The organism is Mycobacterium sp. GA-2829 (assembly GCF_001499965.1).
Classification (GTDB): domain Bacteria; phylum Actinomycetota; class Actinomycetes; order Mycobacteriales; family Mycobacteriaceae; genus Mycobacterium.
On sequence record NZ_LQIT01000078.1, the window covers coordinates 1 to 15627 of the forward strand.

16 protein-coding genes are annotated in these 15627 nt (G+C 66.5%); 10 read left to right on the top strand and 6 right to left on the bottom strand.

Annotation, left to right across the window (positions count from 1 at the left end):
* The coding region (locus AU194_RS28810) for a DUF222 domain-containing protein (protein ID WP_157576582.1) at positions 1-581 on the bottom strand (581 nt) is incomplete at its 3' end.
* A 211-nt stretch (positions 582-792) separates the two neighbouring features.
* On the opposite strand from AU194_RS28810, the gene AU194_RS28815 reads away from it, so the two are divergent.
* The 6 genes from AU194_RS28815 to AU194_RS28835 all read left to right on the top strand — a co-directional run bounded on the left by AU194_RS28815 (position 793) and on the right by AU194_RS28835 (position 3682).
* Positions 793-1308: a hypothetical protein gene (locus AU194_RS28815; protein ID WP_059092672.1), complete on the top strand. Its 516-nt coding sequence runs from the start codon at positions 793-795 to the stop codon at positions 1306-1308.
* A gap of 64 nt (positions 1309-1372) precedes the next feature.
* Positions 1373-1918: an RES domain-containing protein gene (locus tag AU194_RS28820; protein ID WP_059092673.1), complete on the top strand. Its 546-nt coding sequence runs from the start codon at positions 1373-1375 to the stop codon at positions 1916-1918.
* A gap of 107 nt (positions 1919-2025) precedes the next feature.
* Positions 2026-2301: a TetR/AcrR family transcriptional regulator gene (locus tag AU194_RS28825; protein ID WP_059092674.1), complete on the top strand. Its 276-nt coding sequence runs from the start codon at positions 2026-2028 to the stop codon at positions 2299-2301.
* Between the two features lie 27 nt (positions 2302-2328).
* Entirely contained in the window at positions 2329-2481 is a 153-nt protein-coding gene (locus AU194_RS32055) for a hypothetical protein (protein WP_157576583.1), read from the top strand.
* 35 nt (positions 2482-2516) lie between these two features.
* Entirely contained in the window at positions 2517-3236 is a 720-nt protein-coding gene (locus AU194_RS28830; protein WP_059092675.1) for a YafY family protein, read from the top strand.
* 44 nt (positions 3237-3280) lie between these two features.
* The gene (locus AU194_RS28835; RefSeq protein WP_157576584.1) at positions 3281-3682 is read left to right on the top strand and encodes a nuclear transport factor 2 family protein; all 402 of its coding nucleotides are present in this window, start codon (positions 3281-3283) and stop codon (positions 3680-3682) included.
* A 19-nt stretch (positions 3683-3701) separates the two neighbouring features.
* Here AU194_RS28835 and AU194_RS28840 read toward each other — a convergent pair whose 3' ends face one another.
* From AU194_RS28840 to AU194_RS28850, 3 genes are all read right to left on the bottom strand, one after another.
* The gene (locus tag AU194_RS28840; RefSeq protein WP_059092677.1) at positions 3702-4511 is read right to left on the bottom strand and encodes an LLM class F420-dependent oxidoreductase; all 810 of its coding nucleotides are present in this window, start codon (positions 4509-4511) and stop codon (positions 3702-3704) included.
* A 158-nt stretch (positions 4512-4669) separates the two neighbouring features.
* Positions 4670-6364 carry a GMC family oxidoreductase gene (locus tag AU194_RS28845; RefSeq protein ID WP_231743613.1) on the bottom strand — a complete coding sequence of 565 codons (1695 nt, stop codon included), beginning with the start codon at positions 6362-6364 and terminating at the stop codon, positions 4670-4672.
* A gap of 64 nt (positions 6365-6428) precedes the next feature.
* A complete protein-coding gene (locus AU194_RS28850; protein WP_157576585.1) occupies positions 6429-7412 on the bottom strand; it encodes an aldo/keto reductase in 984 nt (327 codons plus the stop codon).
* Between the two features lie 97 nt (positions 7413-7509).
* Here AU194_RS28850 and AU194_RS28855 point away from each other — a divergent pair, with 97 nt between their 5' ends.
* On the top strand, positions 7510-8358 hold the full coding sequence (locus AU194_RS28855) for a helix-turn-helix transcriptional regulator (protein WP_059092810.1): 849 nt from the start codon (positions 7510-7512) through the stop codon (positions 8356-8358).
* 11 nt (positions 8359-8369) lie between these two features.
* On the opposite strand, the gene AU194_RS28860 is transcribed toward AU194_RS28855, so the two are convergent.
* A complete protein-coding gene (locus AU194_RS28860) occupies positions 8370-8939 on the bottom strand; it encodes an HD domain-containing protein (RefSeq protein ID WP_059092679.1) in 570 nt (189 codons plus the stop codon).
* Positions 8940-9115: 176 nt separating this feature from the next.
* On the opposite strand from AU194_RS28860, the gene AU194_RS28865 reads away from it, so the two are divergent.
* Positions 9116-10531, top strand: coding sequence for an amidase (locus AU194_RS28865; RefSeq protein ID WP_059092680.1), 1416 nt, complete (start codon positions 9116-9118; stop codon positions 10529-10531).
* 848 nt (positions 10532-11379) lie between these two features.
* Positions 11380-12030 (top strand): hypothetical protein, encoded by a 651-nt coding sequence (locus tag AU194_RS28870; RefSeq protein WP_059092681.1) that lies wholly within the window; start codon positions 11380-11382, stop codon positions 12028-12030.
* Positions 12031-12136: 106 nt separating this feature from the next.
* Here AU194_RS28870 and AU194_RS28875 read toward each other — a convergent pair whose 3' ends face one another.
* Entirely contained in the window at positions 12137-14368 is a 2232-nt protein-coding gene (locus AU194_RS28875) for a bifunctional diguanylate cyclase/phosphodiesterase (protein WP_059092682.1), read from the bottom strand.
* Between the two features lie 259 nt (positions 14369-14627).
* Between AU194_RS28875 and AU194_RS28880 the strand changes: the two genes are divergently transcribed.
* Positions 14628-15623 (top strand): substrate-binding domain-containing protein, encoded by a 996-nt coding sequence (locus tag AU194_RS28880; RefSeq protein ID WP_059092683.1) that lies wholly within the window; start codon positions 14628-14630, stop codon positions 15621-15623.
* The last annotated feature ends 4 nt before the right edge of the window (positions 15624-15627 follow it).

A 15627-nucleotide genomic window follows, 5' to 3' on the forward strand; every position in this document is an offset into this window, starting at 1 on the left:
AGCGCGGCTTCGAATTTCGCCGACTCGGCGTGGGTGAGTTGGATCCGCCAGAAGGTGTACTGGTCATCGGAGGTCTGGGTGATCGCACAGGCCGGTTCGAGCTCCGGTTCCGGCTCGTCCTCATCGACCTCAGGTGCGGGTTCGGGCGTGGGTTTGGGCTTGGGTTCCTGCCGGATTGCGGTGCGGAGTTGGTTGACGCTGGCGCATTTGGCCAACTCGGCGTAATGCTCATCGGATCCGGGGCCGGCTTTGTCGGCGATGACGCCGACCTGATCCAGTGACAACCGCCCCTCCCGCAAGGCCTGCACGCACAGCGGGAATTCGTCGATGCGGTCGGCGATCGCGGTGATCGATTTGGCGTTGGTGGTCGAGCAGCCGATCTTCCAGGCCACCAGCGCGGTGACCGACCGCGCGCCGGTCGCACCCCACAGGCGCTCGCCGTCGATTTCGGCGGCGATCTCCACCAACCGCGCATCGATCGCGTTGCGCTGCCCCGCCAACTCCGACATCTCGTCGAACAACGCCTCCAGCTGCGCTTCCCGAGGCGTGCTCGGGATGAAAGACGGTGCGCTGGAGACCATGACCCCATACAAGCAGAAGGCTCCGACAAGAATTGTGCTGAGATGTGTTGCCGATCAGAGTTTTTGAGACCGGAAGGACTTTTCCTCAGCGGGCGGCCAGCTAACCGTCGAGTTCTACGCCGCGGTCGTCGATGAAGTGGCGACCGCGACGTCGCGTATGCCCGGTGTTTCAATTGTTTCAATGACGCCTCGGCGCGGGTAGGCTGACGTCATGACCGCAGCCGTGACCCCGCTCGTCCGGGACATCGAAGCCCGGGCGCGCCGCGACGCCCGCTTCATGCGCGTCCTCGATGCGCTACGCGACGCGCCGACTGGCCCCCAGGGGACCCTGGAGCGCTCGGTCGCGCACTCCCTCAACGAGCAACGCCGGGACGCGCTGGTCGAGGAGTTCATCGACGGCGCCCTGTCCACCGCCCAGGTGCAGACCCGGCTCGGATACACCTCACCGCAGGCGGTGCATCGGCTGCGGACCCGCAAGCGGCTGATCGGCGCTCCGGTGGGTAACAAGACCTGGTTCCCGGCCTGGCAGTTCGACGGCGGTCGGCTGCGCGCCGACCTTCCGCGGATCCTCGAGCTGTTGACCCGCTTCACCGAGGATCCGATTGCGGCGGACCGCATCATGCGGCTTCAGCGCGACGATCTGGGCGAGACGTCGATCGTCGAGGCGCTCGAGCGCCCAGCGACCACGGCAGCAGCCTGGCGAGCCCTCACCACCCTCGGTGCCTGACCTCCTTCCCGGCTACCACCGACCACTACCGGCAGCCCGGCCCACGGGCCTGCGGAGCCGGACGGTGCGGCCGGGCACCACCATGTGGCGGATCGAGGCCGCGGCGCCGGACGAGTGGGGCTGGCATGGCTTCCCGCAGCCGCGCTACCGGTTCGACCCGCCGTCGGGCGCCTTCCGCACCCGCTATGCCGGTGCGGATCTCGTTGGCGCGTTCCGTGAGCGTTACCGCGCCATCGGACTGGTCATCCCCGCCGACCACGCCGAGCATTTCCTGATCGAACTGGTCACCCGGCGACCGCTGCGGGTGCTCGACCTGCGCACCGAACGCAACCTCGACGCCCTCGACGTCGACGACCAGATCAGCACCGGCCAACACGATGCCGTCTGGGACACCTGCCAGCGCCTCGCCGACGCCGCGCGCGGTTGGTGGCCCGATCTGGGCGCGATCGTGTACCGCTCGCGCACCACACCGGAGCAGTCCGCCAACTACGCGTTCTTCACCCATGATCATTTCCGCACCCGCGCGTGGCCGCTCGCCGAACGGACTGACGTGCTCACCGAACTCATACTGCGCCAAGGCTTCACGATCAGCTGGCCGCTCGACGGCTGAGGGCCCGCACATATTCTGAACCGGAGGGTCAAGAACGACTTTACGATCGCCCCGTGGGACGGCCGAGAGAATTCGATCCAGCCATGGCGGTCGAGCGGGCCATGTAGGTGTTTTGGAGTAGCGGCTACGGCGCCACCACTCCGCAACAGCTCGCCGACCGTTTGGAGATCGCAAAGGGGAGTCTGTACAACGCATTTGGCGGCAAGCGCCAACTGTACGACCTCGCGCTCGCGCGGTACCTCGACATGAGGGCGCAGTCCGTGGGCGCGATGCTGGAGGCCCAGAGTGCCATGGAGTTCGTCGAGCAGATGACGAAGGCGAACCCGACACGGCTCAACACCAGCACCCTTCTTTATGGCGCGGCAGCACTGGGTCTGCCGTGAGGCCGGCTGAAGGCGGACAATGGACCCATGTCCACTGCGGTCTGGATCATCATCGCGGTATTCGCCGTCGGAGCCATTGCGGGCGGGCTGTTACGAATCCGGGCCTGGTTGCAGAGGCCGGCGCCGCCGGAAGTGATCGAGGCCGCGCACCGTGACGACGACGAAGACAAAGAGGACTGACGTGGTTGTCGGGGGTCGCGTCTAGATTCCGCGGTGTGAATCGAACCGATCGGCTCTATGCGATCGTCGAGGAATTGCGGGCGGTCTCACCCCGGCCGCGCAGCGCCGCGTGGCTGGCCGATCGTTTCGAGGTCAGCACCCGCACTCTCGAACGTGATCTCGATAGTCTCCGCCAGGCGGGTGTGCCCATCTACGCGGAGAACGGCCGGCGAGGCGGCTACGTCGTCGACACCGAGCACACACTCCCGCCGTTGGGCATGACCGCCGGCGAGGCCCTTGCCGTCGTAGTCGCGCTGTCGGCGATCGCGGACTCGCCGTTCGGGAGCGCAGCGCAAACGGCTCGGCAGAAAGTTCTCGCCACGCTGCCCGCGCCCGTGCGCGACCGCCAACTGGCTCTCTCCCGGCAGATCGCCGTCGTCGGTGAGTCCGACGGATGTTCAGCCGTGACCGGTGTTGTCAACGAGGGGCTGGCACGTGGACAGGTGATACGGCTGCGCTACCGCGGAAGCGACGGGCCCGTCACCCGCCGCGACGTGGAGCCGATGGGATGGCTGCAGTCCCGCGACGTCGCACGCGGTTGGTATCTGGTCGCGTGGTGTCGGCTCCGCCAGAGCGTGCGCGGTTTCCGGTTGGACCGGATTCTCGACGCTGAAGTCCTGCCGGAGGCGGTGCGACACCCCCACAACGACGATCTCGACGCTGAACTCGCTCGCATCGGTGCTCGATTTTTCAGTGATGTCGAAGAGTCGTCGTAAACACCGACAGGACGGTGTCGCGAACACCCGCCACGGTGGATGCCATGACGATTCACCAGAACACTCGCGACCGGCTCACCCATGTCATCGACCAATGGCTGCTCATGTGGAACGGCGACCACGACCTCGGGCACGACCTCATCGCGCCCGAATTCCGGATCTGGTTCGGGAGCTTCCCGGACGCCGGGGTCGGCATCAAGGATCCGGCGACGTTCCACGACTTCCTCGACGCCTATCGCGCTCAGTTCCCCGATGCCCGGTTCGTTCCGGGGGAGATCGCCGTCGACGAGACCACCGGCCGCGGGGCGCTGGTGTGGACTCTCATCGCGACGCCGCCCGGAGAGGACCACCCGCGCGAGACGGGTGGGGTCGATCAGTTCTCCTTCGCCGACGGACGCGTGCGCCAGGTCTGGTCGATGGGCGGGGCCGAAGCGCGTCCGTTCTGATGCGATGGCGCGGGTCGGGTCAGCCGTGGTCCCGCCACGTGACCACCTGCTTGAGAGACGTGATGTCGTAACCGTTGTCGGCCGTGAGTTCGGTCTGGAACAGCGTGACACCCGCGCCTCGGAAGGCATCGGCACTGTCGGGATTCTCCCAAAGCGTCGAGCGTTCGATATCGCCGCCGTTGCGGCCGAACGACGCTGCGAGCTCGTCGACGCGGTCACTGGATCTGCGGAACGCATCCAGTTCCTGGAACGCGTGCCAGATGTCGGCGTGCCTGGCGATGGCGGGCAGCGAACGCTTGGGCCCCGTGCCGCCGATGAGGATCGGTATCTTGCGCACGGGCGGCGGAATCAGCGCGGCGAGCCGCTTCTCGATGCGGATCAGGCTCTCGTCGAACAGATCGAAGCGGGAACCGAAGGTGCCGAAGTCGTAACCATATGTCGTGTAGTCCTTTTCGTACCACCCCGCACCGAGGCCCAGGATGAGCCGACCGCGGCTGATGTGGTCGACGGTGCGGGCCATGTCGGCGAGCAGGTCGGGGTTGCGATAGCCGACGCCGGTGACGAGGAGCCCGATCTCGGCGTGTGAGGTGATCTCGCCCCACGACGCGAGCGCGGTCCAGCCCTCGAAGTTGCTGACATCGGGCTGCTCGTCGAACATGACAGGCTTACCGTCGATGATGGCCTTCATCGCCGGGCGGTGGAAGTGGTCGTAACCGAAGATGGCGTCCACGCCGAGGTCGTCGGCGGCCAGAGCGGCGTCGCGCCATGTGGCGTAGTCGGGCGTGCCGCCGGGCTGGATCTGTACGGCGACGCGGATGGGTCGGGTCATGGGGGCTCCTGAGTCGGTGGAGAGGCGACTCTTGAGCCAAGTCACCGGCCACGCGGGTTTATTCCGACCGGCGCCGGAAGCGCAGACTCCCAGTGGCGGGCCGCATCGAAGGCGAATTGTGATTGCGCTGAATCGAAGTCGTCGACCCGGCGAGCACCTCAGTTCAGGATCGCCCGCGCCGCCCGCTCGGCGATCAGCATGACCGGCGCGTTGGTGTTCCCGGACGTGATGGTCGGCATCGCCGACGCGTCGACCACGCGAAGTCCGGCGACGCGGTACACGCGGCAGTCGGTGTCGAGCACCGCGCCGGCCGACCGCGGCAGCCCGCGCGCGTCGAAGGCTCCCATCGCGCAGGTGCCCACCGGGTGGAAGATCGTGGTCCCCAGTTCGCTCGCTGCACGCTGGAGGTCGTCATCGGTCACCAGTTGCGGGCCGGGAAGCATCTCTTCGGGCTGGTAGCGCGCCAGGGCCGGCGCCGCCATGATCTGCCGGGTCATCCGCAGGCCGCGCACGGCGATGTCACGATCGGCGTCGGTGGACAGGTAATTGCAGGAGATCTTCGGGTGGCTCAGCGGATCGGCATCGGAAATCCGCACATGGCCACGCGAGGTGGGCCGCAGGTTGCAGACCGACGGCGTGATGGCGCCGAAGGGGTGGAGGGCTTCGCCGAATTTCGGTAGCGACAAGGGCTGGACATGCCATTCCATATCGGGGCTGACCACCGACGGGTCGCTCTTGGCGAACGCGCCCAGTGTGGACGGCGGCATGGTCATGGGTCCCGATCGGAAGAGCAGATATTGAATCCCCATGCCGGCGCGGGTGATCAAATTCCGGTACAGCGTGTTGACGGTCCGCGCGCCCTTCACGCGGTAGACCGATCGAATCTGCAGATGGTCCTGCAGGTTCTCACCGACGCCCGGCAGATCAACGGCCACGGGCACCTGATGTCGGGCGAGCAGCCCGGCCGGCCCCAAACCCGAGACCTGCATCAGATGCGGCGAGCCGACGGCGCCGGCGCTCAGGATGACTTCCCGGCGGGCCCGAACATCGATGATCTGACCGTCCTTGAGCAGCCGCACGCCGGTGGCGCGGTGCTGTGCCGTGGTCCAGGCACCCCGACGCTGATCCTCGCGAACCTGGTCGTCGATCAGCAGCTGCAGCGCCTGGGTCTGGGTGTAGACGGTGAGGTTGGAGCGGTGCGTGACGGGGTGGAGGAAGGCATCGGCCATCGACCAGCGCCGGCCACGTTTCTGGTTGACGTGGAAATAAGCGCTGCCGGAGTTGTCACCCCGGTTGAACTCTTCCTTCGGCTCGATGCCCAACTCGGCGGCGGCGTCCTGCCAGGCGTCGAGGATCTTCCAGCGCACACGTGGCCGCTCGACCCGGATTTCGCCGCCGGCGCCGTGCCACTCGTCGGCGCCCCCGAAGTAGTCCTCCAGCTCCTTGTAGATGGCCAGTGTCTCGCCCGGACGATCCGGGCCGCCCCACAGCCAGCGCTGATCGCCGGTCGCCTGCGCCCACAGTTCGTAATCGCTGGCCTGGCCGCGCATGTGGATCATGGCGTTGATCGAGGAGCAGCCGCCGATCACGCGGCCCCGCGCGTAGATGATGCTGCGTCCGGCCAGCCCCGGATCGGGTTCGGTCATGAAGCACCAGTCGGTGCGGGGGTTGGCGATGGTGTAGAGATAGCCCACCGGCACCCTGATCCAGAACCAGTCGTCCTTGCCGCCGGCCTCGATGAGCAGCACCCGGTGAGCCGGGTTGGCGCTGAGCCGGTTGGCGAGTAGGCAGCCCGCGCTGCCTGCCCCCACGATGACGTAGTCGAACTCGGACACTGGGTTCTCTGCCGGCACGGCACCTCCATCGCGCTCCATTGCGTGTACCAGTGTGCGCGATGACGACGGCTGGATCGAAATATCAGCTTTCCGAGTCCAAGGTGGCCATGAGGGCAGCGGGGTAGCGGTCGCCGCGAACCGCTTCCGCGGGGATCGCTGACTCGATACGCGCCAGTTGATGACGGCTCAGCGCGATGTCGACGGTCCCGAGTGCTTCGCTGAGTCGCACCCGCGTCCGCGCGCCGATCAGCGGCACGATGTCCGAGCCGCGCGAGGCGACCCAGGCGAACGCCGCCTGGGCCACGGTGACGCCGAGATCCTCGGCAACACCGCGAAGCTGCTCGACGAGGGCCAGATTGTCGGCCACATTCTCGTCCGCGAAACGCGGACTCCGCTGGCGCCCGTTGGTCGGGTTCTCCTTCGCCCAATGCCCTCCGAGGAGCCCGCGTGCGAGTACGCCATACGCGGTGATCCCGACGTCGAGTTGCCGGCAGGCGCCGAGGATCTCGCGCTCCACACCGCGCGTTGCGAGTGAGTACTCGATCTGCACATCGCTGATCGGTCGTACGGCTGCTGCCCGGCGGATGGTCTCCACCCCGACTTCGGAAAGTCCTACGTGACGGACGTATCCGGCGTCGATGAGCTCGCCGATGGCGCCGACGGTGTCCTCGATCGGAACCGTCCGATCGAGCCGTGCCGGACGGTAGACGTCGACGTGCTCGAGGCCGAGGCGCTGCAACGAGTACGCGAGAGCAGTCTTCACGGCGGCGGGGCGGGTGTCGAAGCCGAGGTAGGAACCGTCGGGGGACAGCTGTGCGCCGAACTTCACACTGAGTTGGTAGGAGTCGCGGGGCACTGTACGCAGCGCCTCGGCAAGTAGCGATTCGTTGTGGCCGACTCCGTAGAAGTCGCCCGTGTCGAACAGTGTGATGCCGGCGTCGAGCGCGGCGTGCACCGTGGCGATGGCTTCGTCGCGGTCCGCGACGCCGTAGGCGCCCGACATCGCCATGCAGCCGAGCCCGAATGCCGAAGTGGTGAAGTTTCCAAGCGTTTTCGTCGTGATCATGTCGCCAGTCTGGGACGCGGTCCGGATCGGCACCACGACCCGTTCAGCCGGGGATCGGCAGTCCCTGTCTGAGGCGCCGGCGAACCGGGATGATGGGCTGGTGGACGTAGACCGTGTCGCCCTCGCCGAGTTCCTCCGGCGCCGCCGTGAATCGCTGCGCCCGGATGAGGTGGGTCTGCACCCGGGCGCGCGACGTCGCACGCCCGGGCTGCGCCGCGAGGAGGTGGGCCAACTCGCCGGGATGTCGGCCGATTATTACGGCAGGCTCGAGCAGGCCAGGGGTCCGCAGCCGTCACCGCAGATCATCCGTGCGCTCGCGCGTGCGCTTCGGCTGACCGGCGACGAGACCGATCACCTGTACCGGCTGGCCGGGCACGCCGTGCCGGACCGCGTCGGCCGACGCAACCACGTCCGGCCAGCACTTCTTTTCCTGCTGGACCACCTACGTGACGCCGCCGCGTTCGTGTGCTCCGACACCGGAGCCGTGCTGGCGCAGAACTCCCTTGCACGGCTGCTGCACGGCGACTTGGTCACGGATGGACGGGGCGTCCAGGCCAGCATGACGTGGCGCTGGTTCACCGAACACGAAGGCCGGGCACGTGTGCCGGCAGACGAGCAAAGCGAACACTCCAGGGTTCTGGTCGCCGACCTGCGGGCGGCGTGGGGGCGTCGACGCGACGACGCGGACATGCGCGAGTTGGTGACCAGCCTGATCGCCGCGAGCAGCGAATTCGCCGAGTTGTGGTCGCTGCACGAAGTCGCACTAAAGCCGGTGCGACGCAAGACGTTTCATACCCCGGTCGGACCGATCACGCTCGATTGCGAAGTGCTCAGCGACCTCGACGGTCAGCAACTGGTGGTGTTGACACCACCACCGGCGTCCTCCGCGGGGGAGGCGTTGCAGCTATTGGCCACGATCGGCGAACAGCCCATCGGGGTGGACTGAGGCGTGGCTGGTCAGCGGACGCCGCACCACGGTTCGCGGGCGAAGACCTCCTCGACCATCGGTCGGAAGAACGCGAGCGGACGATGCTCGAACCGCGAGTCGAAGCAGTTCTGGTCGTACCTCTCGCAGAACTCCACGCAGTCGTCGAACCATTGGTGACCGCGGTACTTCTCCCGGGCATCGCGGTTGCCGCCCATGTGCGGGGCATAGTAGAACTGCTGGAATTCGGGGTGCACCTTCACAATCCAAGCCGGACGTTCAGGCACGTAGGGCGCGATGACTGCTGCGGCGAACGCGCCATGGGCATGGGGTGCGTAGGTGTCACCGATGTCGTGCAGCAGCGCCGCGACCACGTAGTCGACCGGCCGTCCATCGTCGAAGGCCCGGGTCGCCGACTGCAGTGAGTGCTCCAGTCGGCTGATCGGGTACGCCTGCTCGCCGTCATCGAGGGCCTCCACCAGCGTGAGCACGCGGGGTACCAGGCCGGCATTGTTCGCCTCCTCGGCGCGGCTGATCAGCGCGTAGTCTTCCGCGGTGCCTTCGGCCATCGTCCGATAGGTGGCACGTGTCGGCGTGCTCATGACCGACTCCTCTCAACTGGTTCCCGGCCAACCGTAATGGTTGGTTGTGTTGGCCGCGTGTTGGCACGGCCCGGCGCGATCCCGTTCACGGGGGTATGTTCCCGACGGGCTGATAGTGCCGGGGCGTTATCCGGCAGGCGCCGAACGAGTTTGACCGATCGAGCGAGGACGCAGGTGTGAACGAGGACGAACTGGCCGCCAGCGACGGGATAGCCATCGCGCAGGCCATCCGGGCCGGTGTGATCTCGGCCGCAGAGGTGGTCGACAGTGCCATCGCACGTGCCGGATCCCTGAATCCGGTCCTCGGGTTCCAGGTGACGAGCATGGCGGAGACCGCCCGAGCTCACGCCGCTACCGTCGATGTCGATGCGCCGCTGGCCGGTGTGCCTTACCTGATCAAGGACCACCTGGCGATGCAGGCCGGCGTACGGCACACGTCGGGCTCTCGGTACCTGCGGGACTACGTCGCCACTGCCGACAGCCAGATCGTCTGCGATTACCGCGCGGCGGGCCTGATTCCCATCGGCACCTCGGCGACATGTGAATTCGCGTTGCTGTCCACGGCTGATTCCGCGGCGCACGGGCCGTGCCGCAATCCGTGGGACCTGACCCGCACCCCGGGAGGGTCGAGCGGTGGCGCCGCGGCAGCGGTGGCCGCCGGTGTCGTGCCCATCGCCCACGGAAACGACGCGGCGGGGTCGATACGCATACCCGCCTCGGCGTGCGGGCTTTTCGGGCTCAAACCGAGCAGGCATCGCGCCCTGGTGCCGGAGCTGTTGTCCGGTAGTCCGGCAGCCGGGATCTGGTCCGAGCACGTTCTGTCGCGGACAGTGCGTGACAGCGCCGCAGTGCTGCGGGCCCGCGACCGTTCCACCGGAAGCGCCGTGCTGCCGCTGGCTCTTCGGATCGGTTACGCCGCAACACCACCCACCGGAACACCGGTGGACAGGGATTGCCAGAACGCGGTCGACGACGCGGTCGAACTCTGCGCACGGCTGGGTCACACCGTCGCCGAGGTCAGGCTGCCGGGCGACCTCGACGAGCTCGAGCGCGCCTTCCTCGTCCTCTACACCGTGGGAGCCGCAGCGTGGCTTGACCATTGGATCGGCGTCCTCGGACACCCCCCGGGCCCCGGTGAGCTCGAACCCTATACCGAGGCTGTCGTCGAGCACGGTCGCAGTTTCTCACCCGCCGCGATACGCGATGCGCTCGCGACTCTCGAGCAAGCTGAGCGCCAGTTTTCTGCGTTCTGGACCGATTTCGATGTCTTCCTGACCCCGACATTGGCGGGACCGCCCCCGCCGCTCGAGTTCTTCCGCGCAGATCCGAAGGATCCGTTGGAGCTGCTGACTCGCGACGCGGAGTTCTCGCCGTTCACCTGGTACGCCAACGCCATCGGGTCGCCCGCCATGTCCGTGCCGCTGTACTGGAACGCTGACGGCCTCCCCATCGGAACCCACTTCATGGCGGCCCACGGCCACGAGGACCTTCTGCTCGCGCTCGCCTTCGAACTCGAGAGCGCTCGCCCATGGACGGTGCACCGCCCCGCCGTCTTCGGGCGACACCACCTACCTGGCGACGCACTTATTTAGGGGCGCCCTGCGTCGATATGGGCCGACAGGACCGCCACAACAGTTCAGCTCACGACCTCGGCTCCACCCTCATCGAGATTCCCGATCTTCGCCCGCTACGCCGGAGTGGCTTCGGGTGCCGATGTGGTCGGGTAACCGATGCAGATATCCGAAGGCGCGGAAGCCCAGCGCCACCGGTGTCGCCCGATCGGCTGATCGAGTTACGCGCCCACGACATCCGCGATGGAGGCGATTCTTCGACGGAAAGGTCATACGCTGACGTACTTGTCGAGCAAACCGCCAATATGACCGGTGCGGCCTACCAGGAGACGCCCGCGCGGACCACTTTCCGCAATGAGCGCACGAGGTAGGGTGCGAATCCGACTGCGCCTGAGTGTCGTGAGCGGTCCGTCTCCAGGCCCTCTACCTTGCATGCGACGGCTGTCCACCGTTCGGATGATTGTACGGCCGATTGTCGAGCAAAGTCTCTCGGCGGCTCTACGGTTCGTTACGATCCGGCGGTGATACTTCGGAGAATCGCCTGGCTGGCCATGGCCGGCCTGATGTTCACGGGTTGTTCGACGGCCGTGCAATCTGCGCCCGTCAGCAAGCCGTCAGCGGGATCCGCCTTCTCTTCGATGACCCCCGAGCCTCCGCAGGCGCCGAAGCCTCCGCCGGCGCCAAAGCCCGAACCACAGTCAGCTCCGGCTGTCGACGCGTCGACATTCTGGTACAGCGGCTACTCGACGACCACCGGACACAACTCCGGATACTTCTTCGAAAGCCCAAGCGGGAAGTGGCGATGCGCGATCCTGGAAAGGTTTTACGGGGGTGCCGGCGCAGGGTGCGAGTCGACATCCGGCAGGGTGATGCCCGTCAACGGCGCACCCCTGGTACCCGCGGCGGACATCCCCGAGAATCTCGTGCCACCGAGTTCGATCATCATGACACCGAACGGGCATCCCGAGTTCGTCATGCTGGGCCAGCCCTACCTAGTGCGCCCCGCGGCACCTACCCCCGTCCTGAGCTACGGGCAGAATCTCACTGCGCTGGGATTCACCTGCAACACACAAGAAAGCGGAATCTCGTGCCGTCACGATCAGACCGGCCAAGGATTCACCTTCTCCACCAAGGGCTACAAGTTCGAGTACACGCCGGTCGCCGCCGGACCGGCAGCCCCCGGCGCTCCGGTGGCTCCGGCGGATCACACGAATTCCGACGTCGTCCTCGGCGCACCAAGCGATCAGTACTCGGTCGGCTACGGAACCCCGCGCCCCACCGGGATCTCGACAAACAGTCTGTGCGGGAACACCATCGACGCCATCTCATGGGAGAGCTGGGGGAGACCCGTCGCTTACGGATCGGGCACCTGGTGCCAGAACTCTGGAGCGCGATCGCGCGGCGAACCGCCGTCACCAGTGAGACTGACCGCCAGCGATATCGGCGAGTGCCGGGGCAAGCTCGCCTACCGCACGTTGCAGTTCGACTCCCAACCACCGACGTCGGTTTGCGGCGCCTGAACGGACCACCGCGCATTCGGCTCCCTCGACGTCGAGCGATCTGCCACTTGACGCAGTACAACCACTCAGCGACCGCGACCCGATCTGCTGAAGTCGACGCTGCGCGTCACCAATCGCGGACGATCTCGCGCAGGGTCGAGGGCCGTCCGAATAGGTATCCCTGCATCAGTCGGCAGCCGGCGGACAACACGGCGTCGGCCTGCACCGCCGACTCGATGCCTTCGGCCGCCACGTCCAGACCCAGCGACTCACACAGCCCGACGACGGACCGATAGAGCGCAAGATCGCGCTGCGGGTCAGCGCCGTCGGCCAGGCTACGGTCGAGTTTGACCATGCTCACCGGCAGAGCATGTAGGTACGTCAGCGAGTTGTAGCCTGCGCCGAAGTCGTCGAGCGCAAACTTCACTCCGGCGGCCTTGAACCGAAGGATCTGCGCGGCCGCATCGGCCAGATCGACGATCGGCGCGGTCTCGGTGATCTCCACGATCAGGCGCCCGCGCGGAATGAGATGACGCTCAAGCGCACGTTCGACGGTCCGTTCGAAGTCGGGGTTCCCCAGTCGTGCTGCTCCGATGTTGACGTGGATGTCGACGGTGAGGCCTGCGGCCTCGACGTCGCAGATCGCCTTCTCGAGGATCAGCGCGTCGAGCGCGGCACCCAGCCCGGCTGCCTCCGCAGTACCCACGAAGGTTTCGGGCGGGACCTGCATGCCGTTGGGAGCCGTCCACCGGGCCAGCGCCTCGACCGCCACCAGCTTGCGCTCGGGGAGTTGCACGATTGGCTGGTAAACCAGACGGAACCCGGCCGGAAGGCAGCCCTCGGCTGCCCTGAGGGCGGTCGGAAAATCGGCGATAGAGGCCATCGAGGGCCGGTACACCACAGCGGCGTCCTTACCGAGCCGTTTGCCTGCGTACATCGAGATGTCGGCCTGCCTGAGCAGATCGTCGACACTCTGGACACCGTCGCCGGAATCGGGTTCGACAAGTCCCATGCTCGCCCGCACTCGCACCGAAGATCCCTGTACCGAGAACGGGTTGCGAAGTGCGACGCGGAGCCGGTCGGCAACCTCCTCGAGCTCGGCGACTTCCTTCAGTTTGAGGATCGCGAACTCGTCGCCGCCGATCCGCGCCACCATCTCCCGGTCCGACACACATGATTTGAGCCGCTCTGCCACCGCGCACAGCAGCGCGTCCCCAGCGGCATGTCCGAACCGGTCGTTGACGTCCTTGAAGTCGTCGAGATCGACGAAGATCAGCACGAATCCGCCCTCTCGCATCGCCTCGGCCAAGCGCTCGGAGAACAAGATGCGGTTCGGTAGCCGCGTGAGCGGATCATGGTGGACCTGGTAGGCCAGTCCGCGCTGCGTCCAATGCAACCGCTGAGTGAGCAGGCCCTGCGCGCGCATCGCGATGATCTGGCGGCCGGCGAGCAGAGCGACCATGAGCACCATCACCCAGGGCACGAACGGATTCCAGGGCCGGCCGAGGACAGCATGGAAAGCGAACAGCACAGCCATGCCGACGGCACCGATGTGGGGCACGATGAGCTGTGTCCAGTCGGTGGGGGAGCCCGAGCCGTCGTCACCGACCTGCCGCCGATGTTCGAGCATCGCGAAAGTGATCAGCAACGGCCCGACGGTGCGTCCGGCACCGCCCCACAGATCGGCGCCCGTCACACCGACGTCCTGCAGGTAGGCAGTCAGCCGACCGGACGTGGCCATCATCACCAGGCCGCCGACAAAGAGCAGGTAGTTGGTCCGGTACGGCCGCGACGGGCTGTATGTCATCGCGATGACCACTGCCGCCCCGACGATGACGACCTCAGCCACCACGTAGACCAGTTGTGCGCCGTCACTGCTCAACTGCCAGGGGGAGCGGCTGCTGAGACCGCTCATGATCGTGAGAATGAAAAAGGCGAGGCCGGCAATCACCCCGTCGAGGAGGTTGATGAGCGGTATCCGTTGCCTGTCGCCCCGAAGCTCGTCGGCGTTCCGGCTCGACGAGGCCAGCAGAATCACGGCGGACAAGACGAAGACGGGGCACAACAGGTAGGCGACCACCGCTGCCGAGGTTGACGTGCCCGTCCAGATCAGACCCTGGGACAGCAGCCAGCTCATCATCGATCCCGCGTAGCACAATCGCCACCAGCGCGATTTGCCCTGTACGCGTCGCGCGACGACAAGGCCAGCGACCAGAGACAGCACGTCGGCGCCGATCCGGAGGAACGGTTCCACGTACTCTGCCGTCGCGCGGCCCCACGGCGCCGCTAGATTGATGACCGCCAGCGCCGCGATGAGCAGGGCCAGGTAGATCAGCGGCCTGTCGCGGTTGATGCGCACCCCCCCGAACTGTCGGACGTTCCACCCCCCGCGACTTACTCACACCGCCAACCCGTCGAAGGCAATGTACCGCGCCGGTCGGCGTCGAAATGGCCGTTCCGATCGAGCTTTACCGGTCTCAGACGCGCCCCGCGGTCGATCGGACGAAGTGGACGGAGGTCGGTTGAAAAGAATCGCGCAAGCGCATGCGCAAGCGCTTGTCTGCTCCTATCCTGCTGTAGAACAGGCGCGTTCGGCGTCACGGGTCAAGGGAGATCACATGTTCGGAGAGCGCAACAACGGCGCACGCACAGTCGGCGTATTCCTGATGGCAGGCTCACTGGCCCTCGGCCTCACCGCTTGCGGCGGATCCGGTTCCGACAGTGTCAAGGTCGGGCTGATCACCAAGACCGATTCGAACCCGTACTTCGTCAAGTTGCGTGAGTCCGCGAAGGCGCAGGCCGAAAAGGACGGCGCAGAGTTGATCGCGGTGGCGGGCGCGTTCGACGGTGACAACGAGGGCCAGGTCGCGGCCATCGAGAACATGATCGGCCAGGGCGTGAAGGGCATTCTGATCACTCCGAACTCTTCCACCGGCGTGCTCGACGCGATCAAGAAGGCGCGCGACGCCGGCATCGTCGTCATTGCTCTCGACACCGCGACCGACCCCGAGGACGCCGTCGACGCCACGTTCGCCACCGACAACAAGGCCGCGGGCGTCAGTCAGGGCAAATGGGTCAGGGCCGCGCTCGGTAACACGGCGCCCCAGGTCGTGATGCTGGACGGAACCCCCGGTGGCACCGTCGACACCTTCCGTCACGACGGATTCCTCGAGGGCTTCGGCGTGACGGACGGCTCGCCAGAGATCGTCGGCCAGGAGAACACCAACGGCGACCAGACCAAGGCGCAGACCGCTATGGAGAACCTCCTTCAACGGGCACCGGGTGTCAACGCCCTCTACACGATCAACGAGCCGGCAGCGGCCGGTGCGTACGAGGCCATCCAGGCCGCCAACCGCGCAAGCCAAATCACCATCGGGTCGATCGACGGAAGTTGCACAGGCGTCGCCGACGTTAAGTCCGGCAAGATCGGCGCCACGGTGATGCAGTTCCCGGCGAAGATGGCCGAGCAGGGTGTACAGGCCGTGGTGAAATTCGCCCAGGACGGGACGAAGCCCAGCGGATTCAACGACACGGGTTCGCAACTCATCACGGACAAGCCGGTTGCCGGGCTCGAGTCCATGGACACCGCCTGGGGCGAACAGAACTGCTGGTGAATTC

What these genes read in the sequence shown, in the direction of transcription:
- AU194_RS28850 (WP_157576585.1), bottom strand. Translation starts at nt 7,412, where the DNA reads ATGATCACGACGAAAACGCTTGGAAACTTCACCACTTCGGCATTCGGG.
- AU194_RS28880 (WP_059092683.1), top strand. Translation starts at nt 14,628, where the DNA reads ATGTTCGGAGAGCGCAACAACGGCGCACGCACAGTCGGCGTATTCCTG.
- AU194_RS28840 (WP_059092677.1), bottom strand. Translation starts at nt 4,511, where the DNA reads ATGACCCGACCCATCCGCGTCGCCGTACAGATCCAGCCCGGCGGCACG.
- AU194_RS28860 (WP_059092679.1), bottom strand. Translation starts at nt 8,939, where the DNA reads ATGAGCACGCCGACACGTGCCACCTATCGGACGATGGCCGAAGGCACC.
- AU194_RS28835 (WP_157576584.1), top strand. Translation starts at nt 3,281, where the DNA reads ATGACGATTCACCAGAACACTCGCGACCGGCTCACCCATGTCATCGAC.
- AU194_RS28815 (WP_059092672.1), top strand. Translation starts at nt 793, where the DNA reads ATGACCGCAGCCGTGACCCCGCTCGTCCGGGACATCGAAGCCCGGGCG.
- AU194_RS32055 (WP_157576583.1), top strand. Translation starts at nt 2,329, where the DNA reads ATGTCCACTGCGGTCTGGATCATCATCGCGGTATTCGCCGTCGGAGCC.
- AU194_RS28870 (WP_059092681.1), top strand. Translation starts at nt 11,380, where the DNA reads ATGCCCGTCAACGGCGCACCCCTGGTACCCGCGGCGGACATCCCCGAG.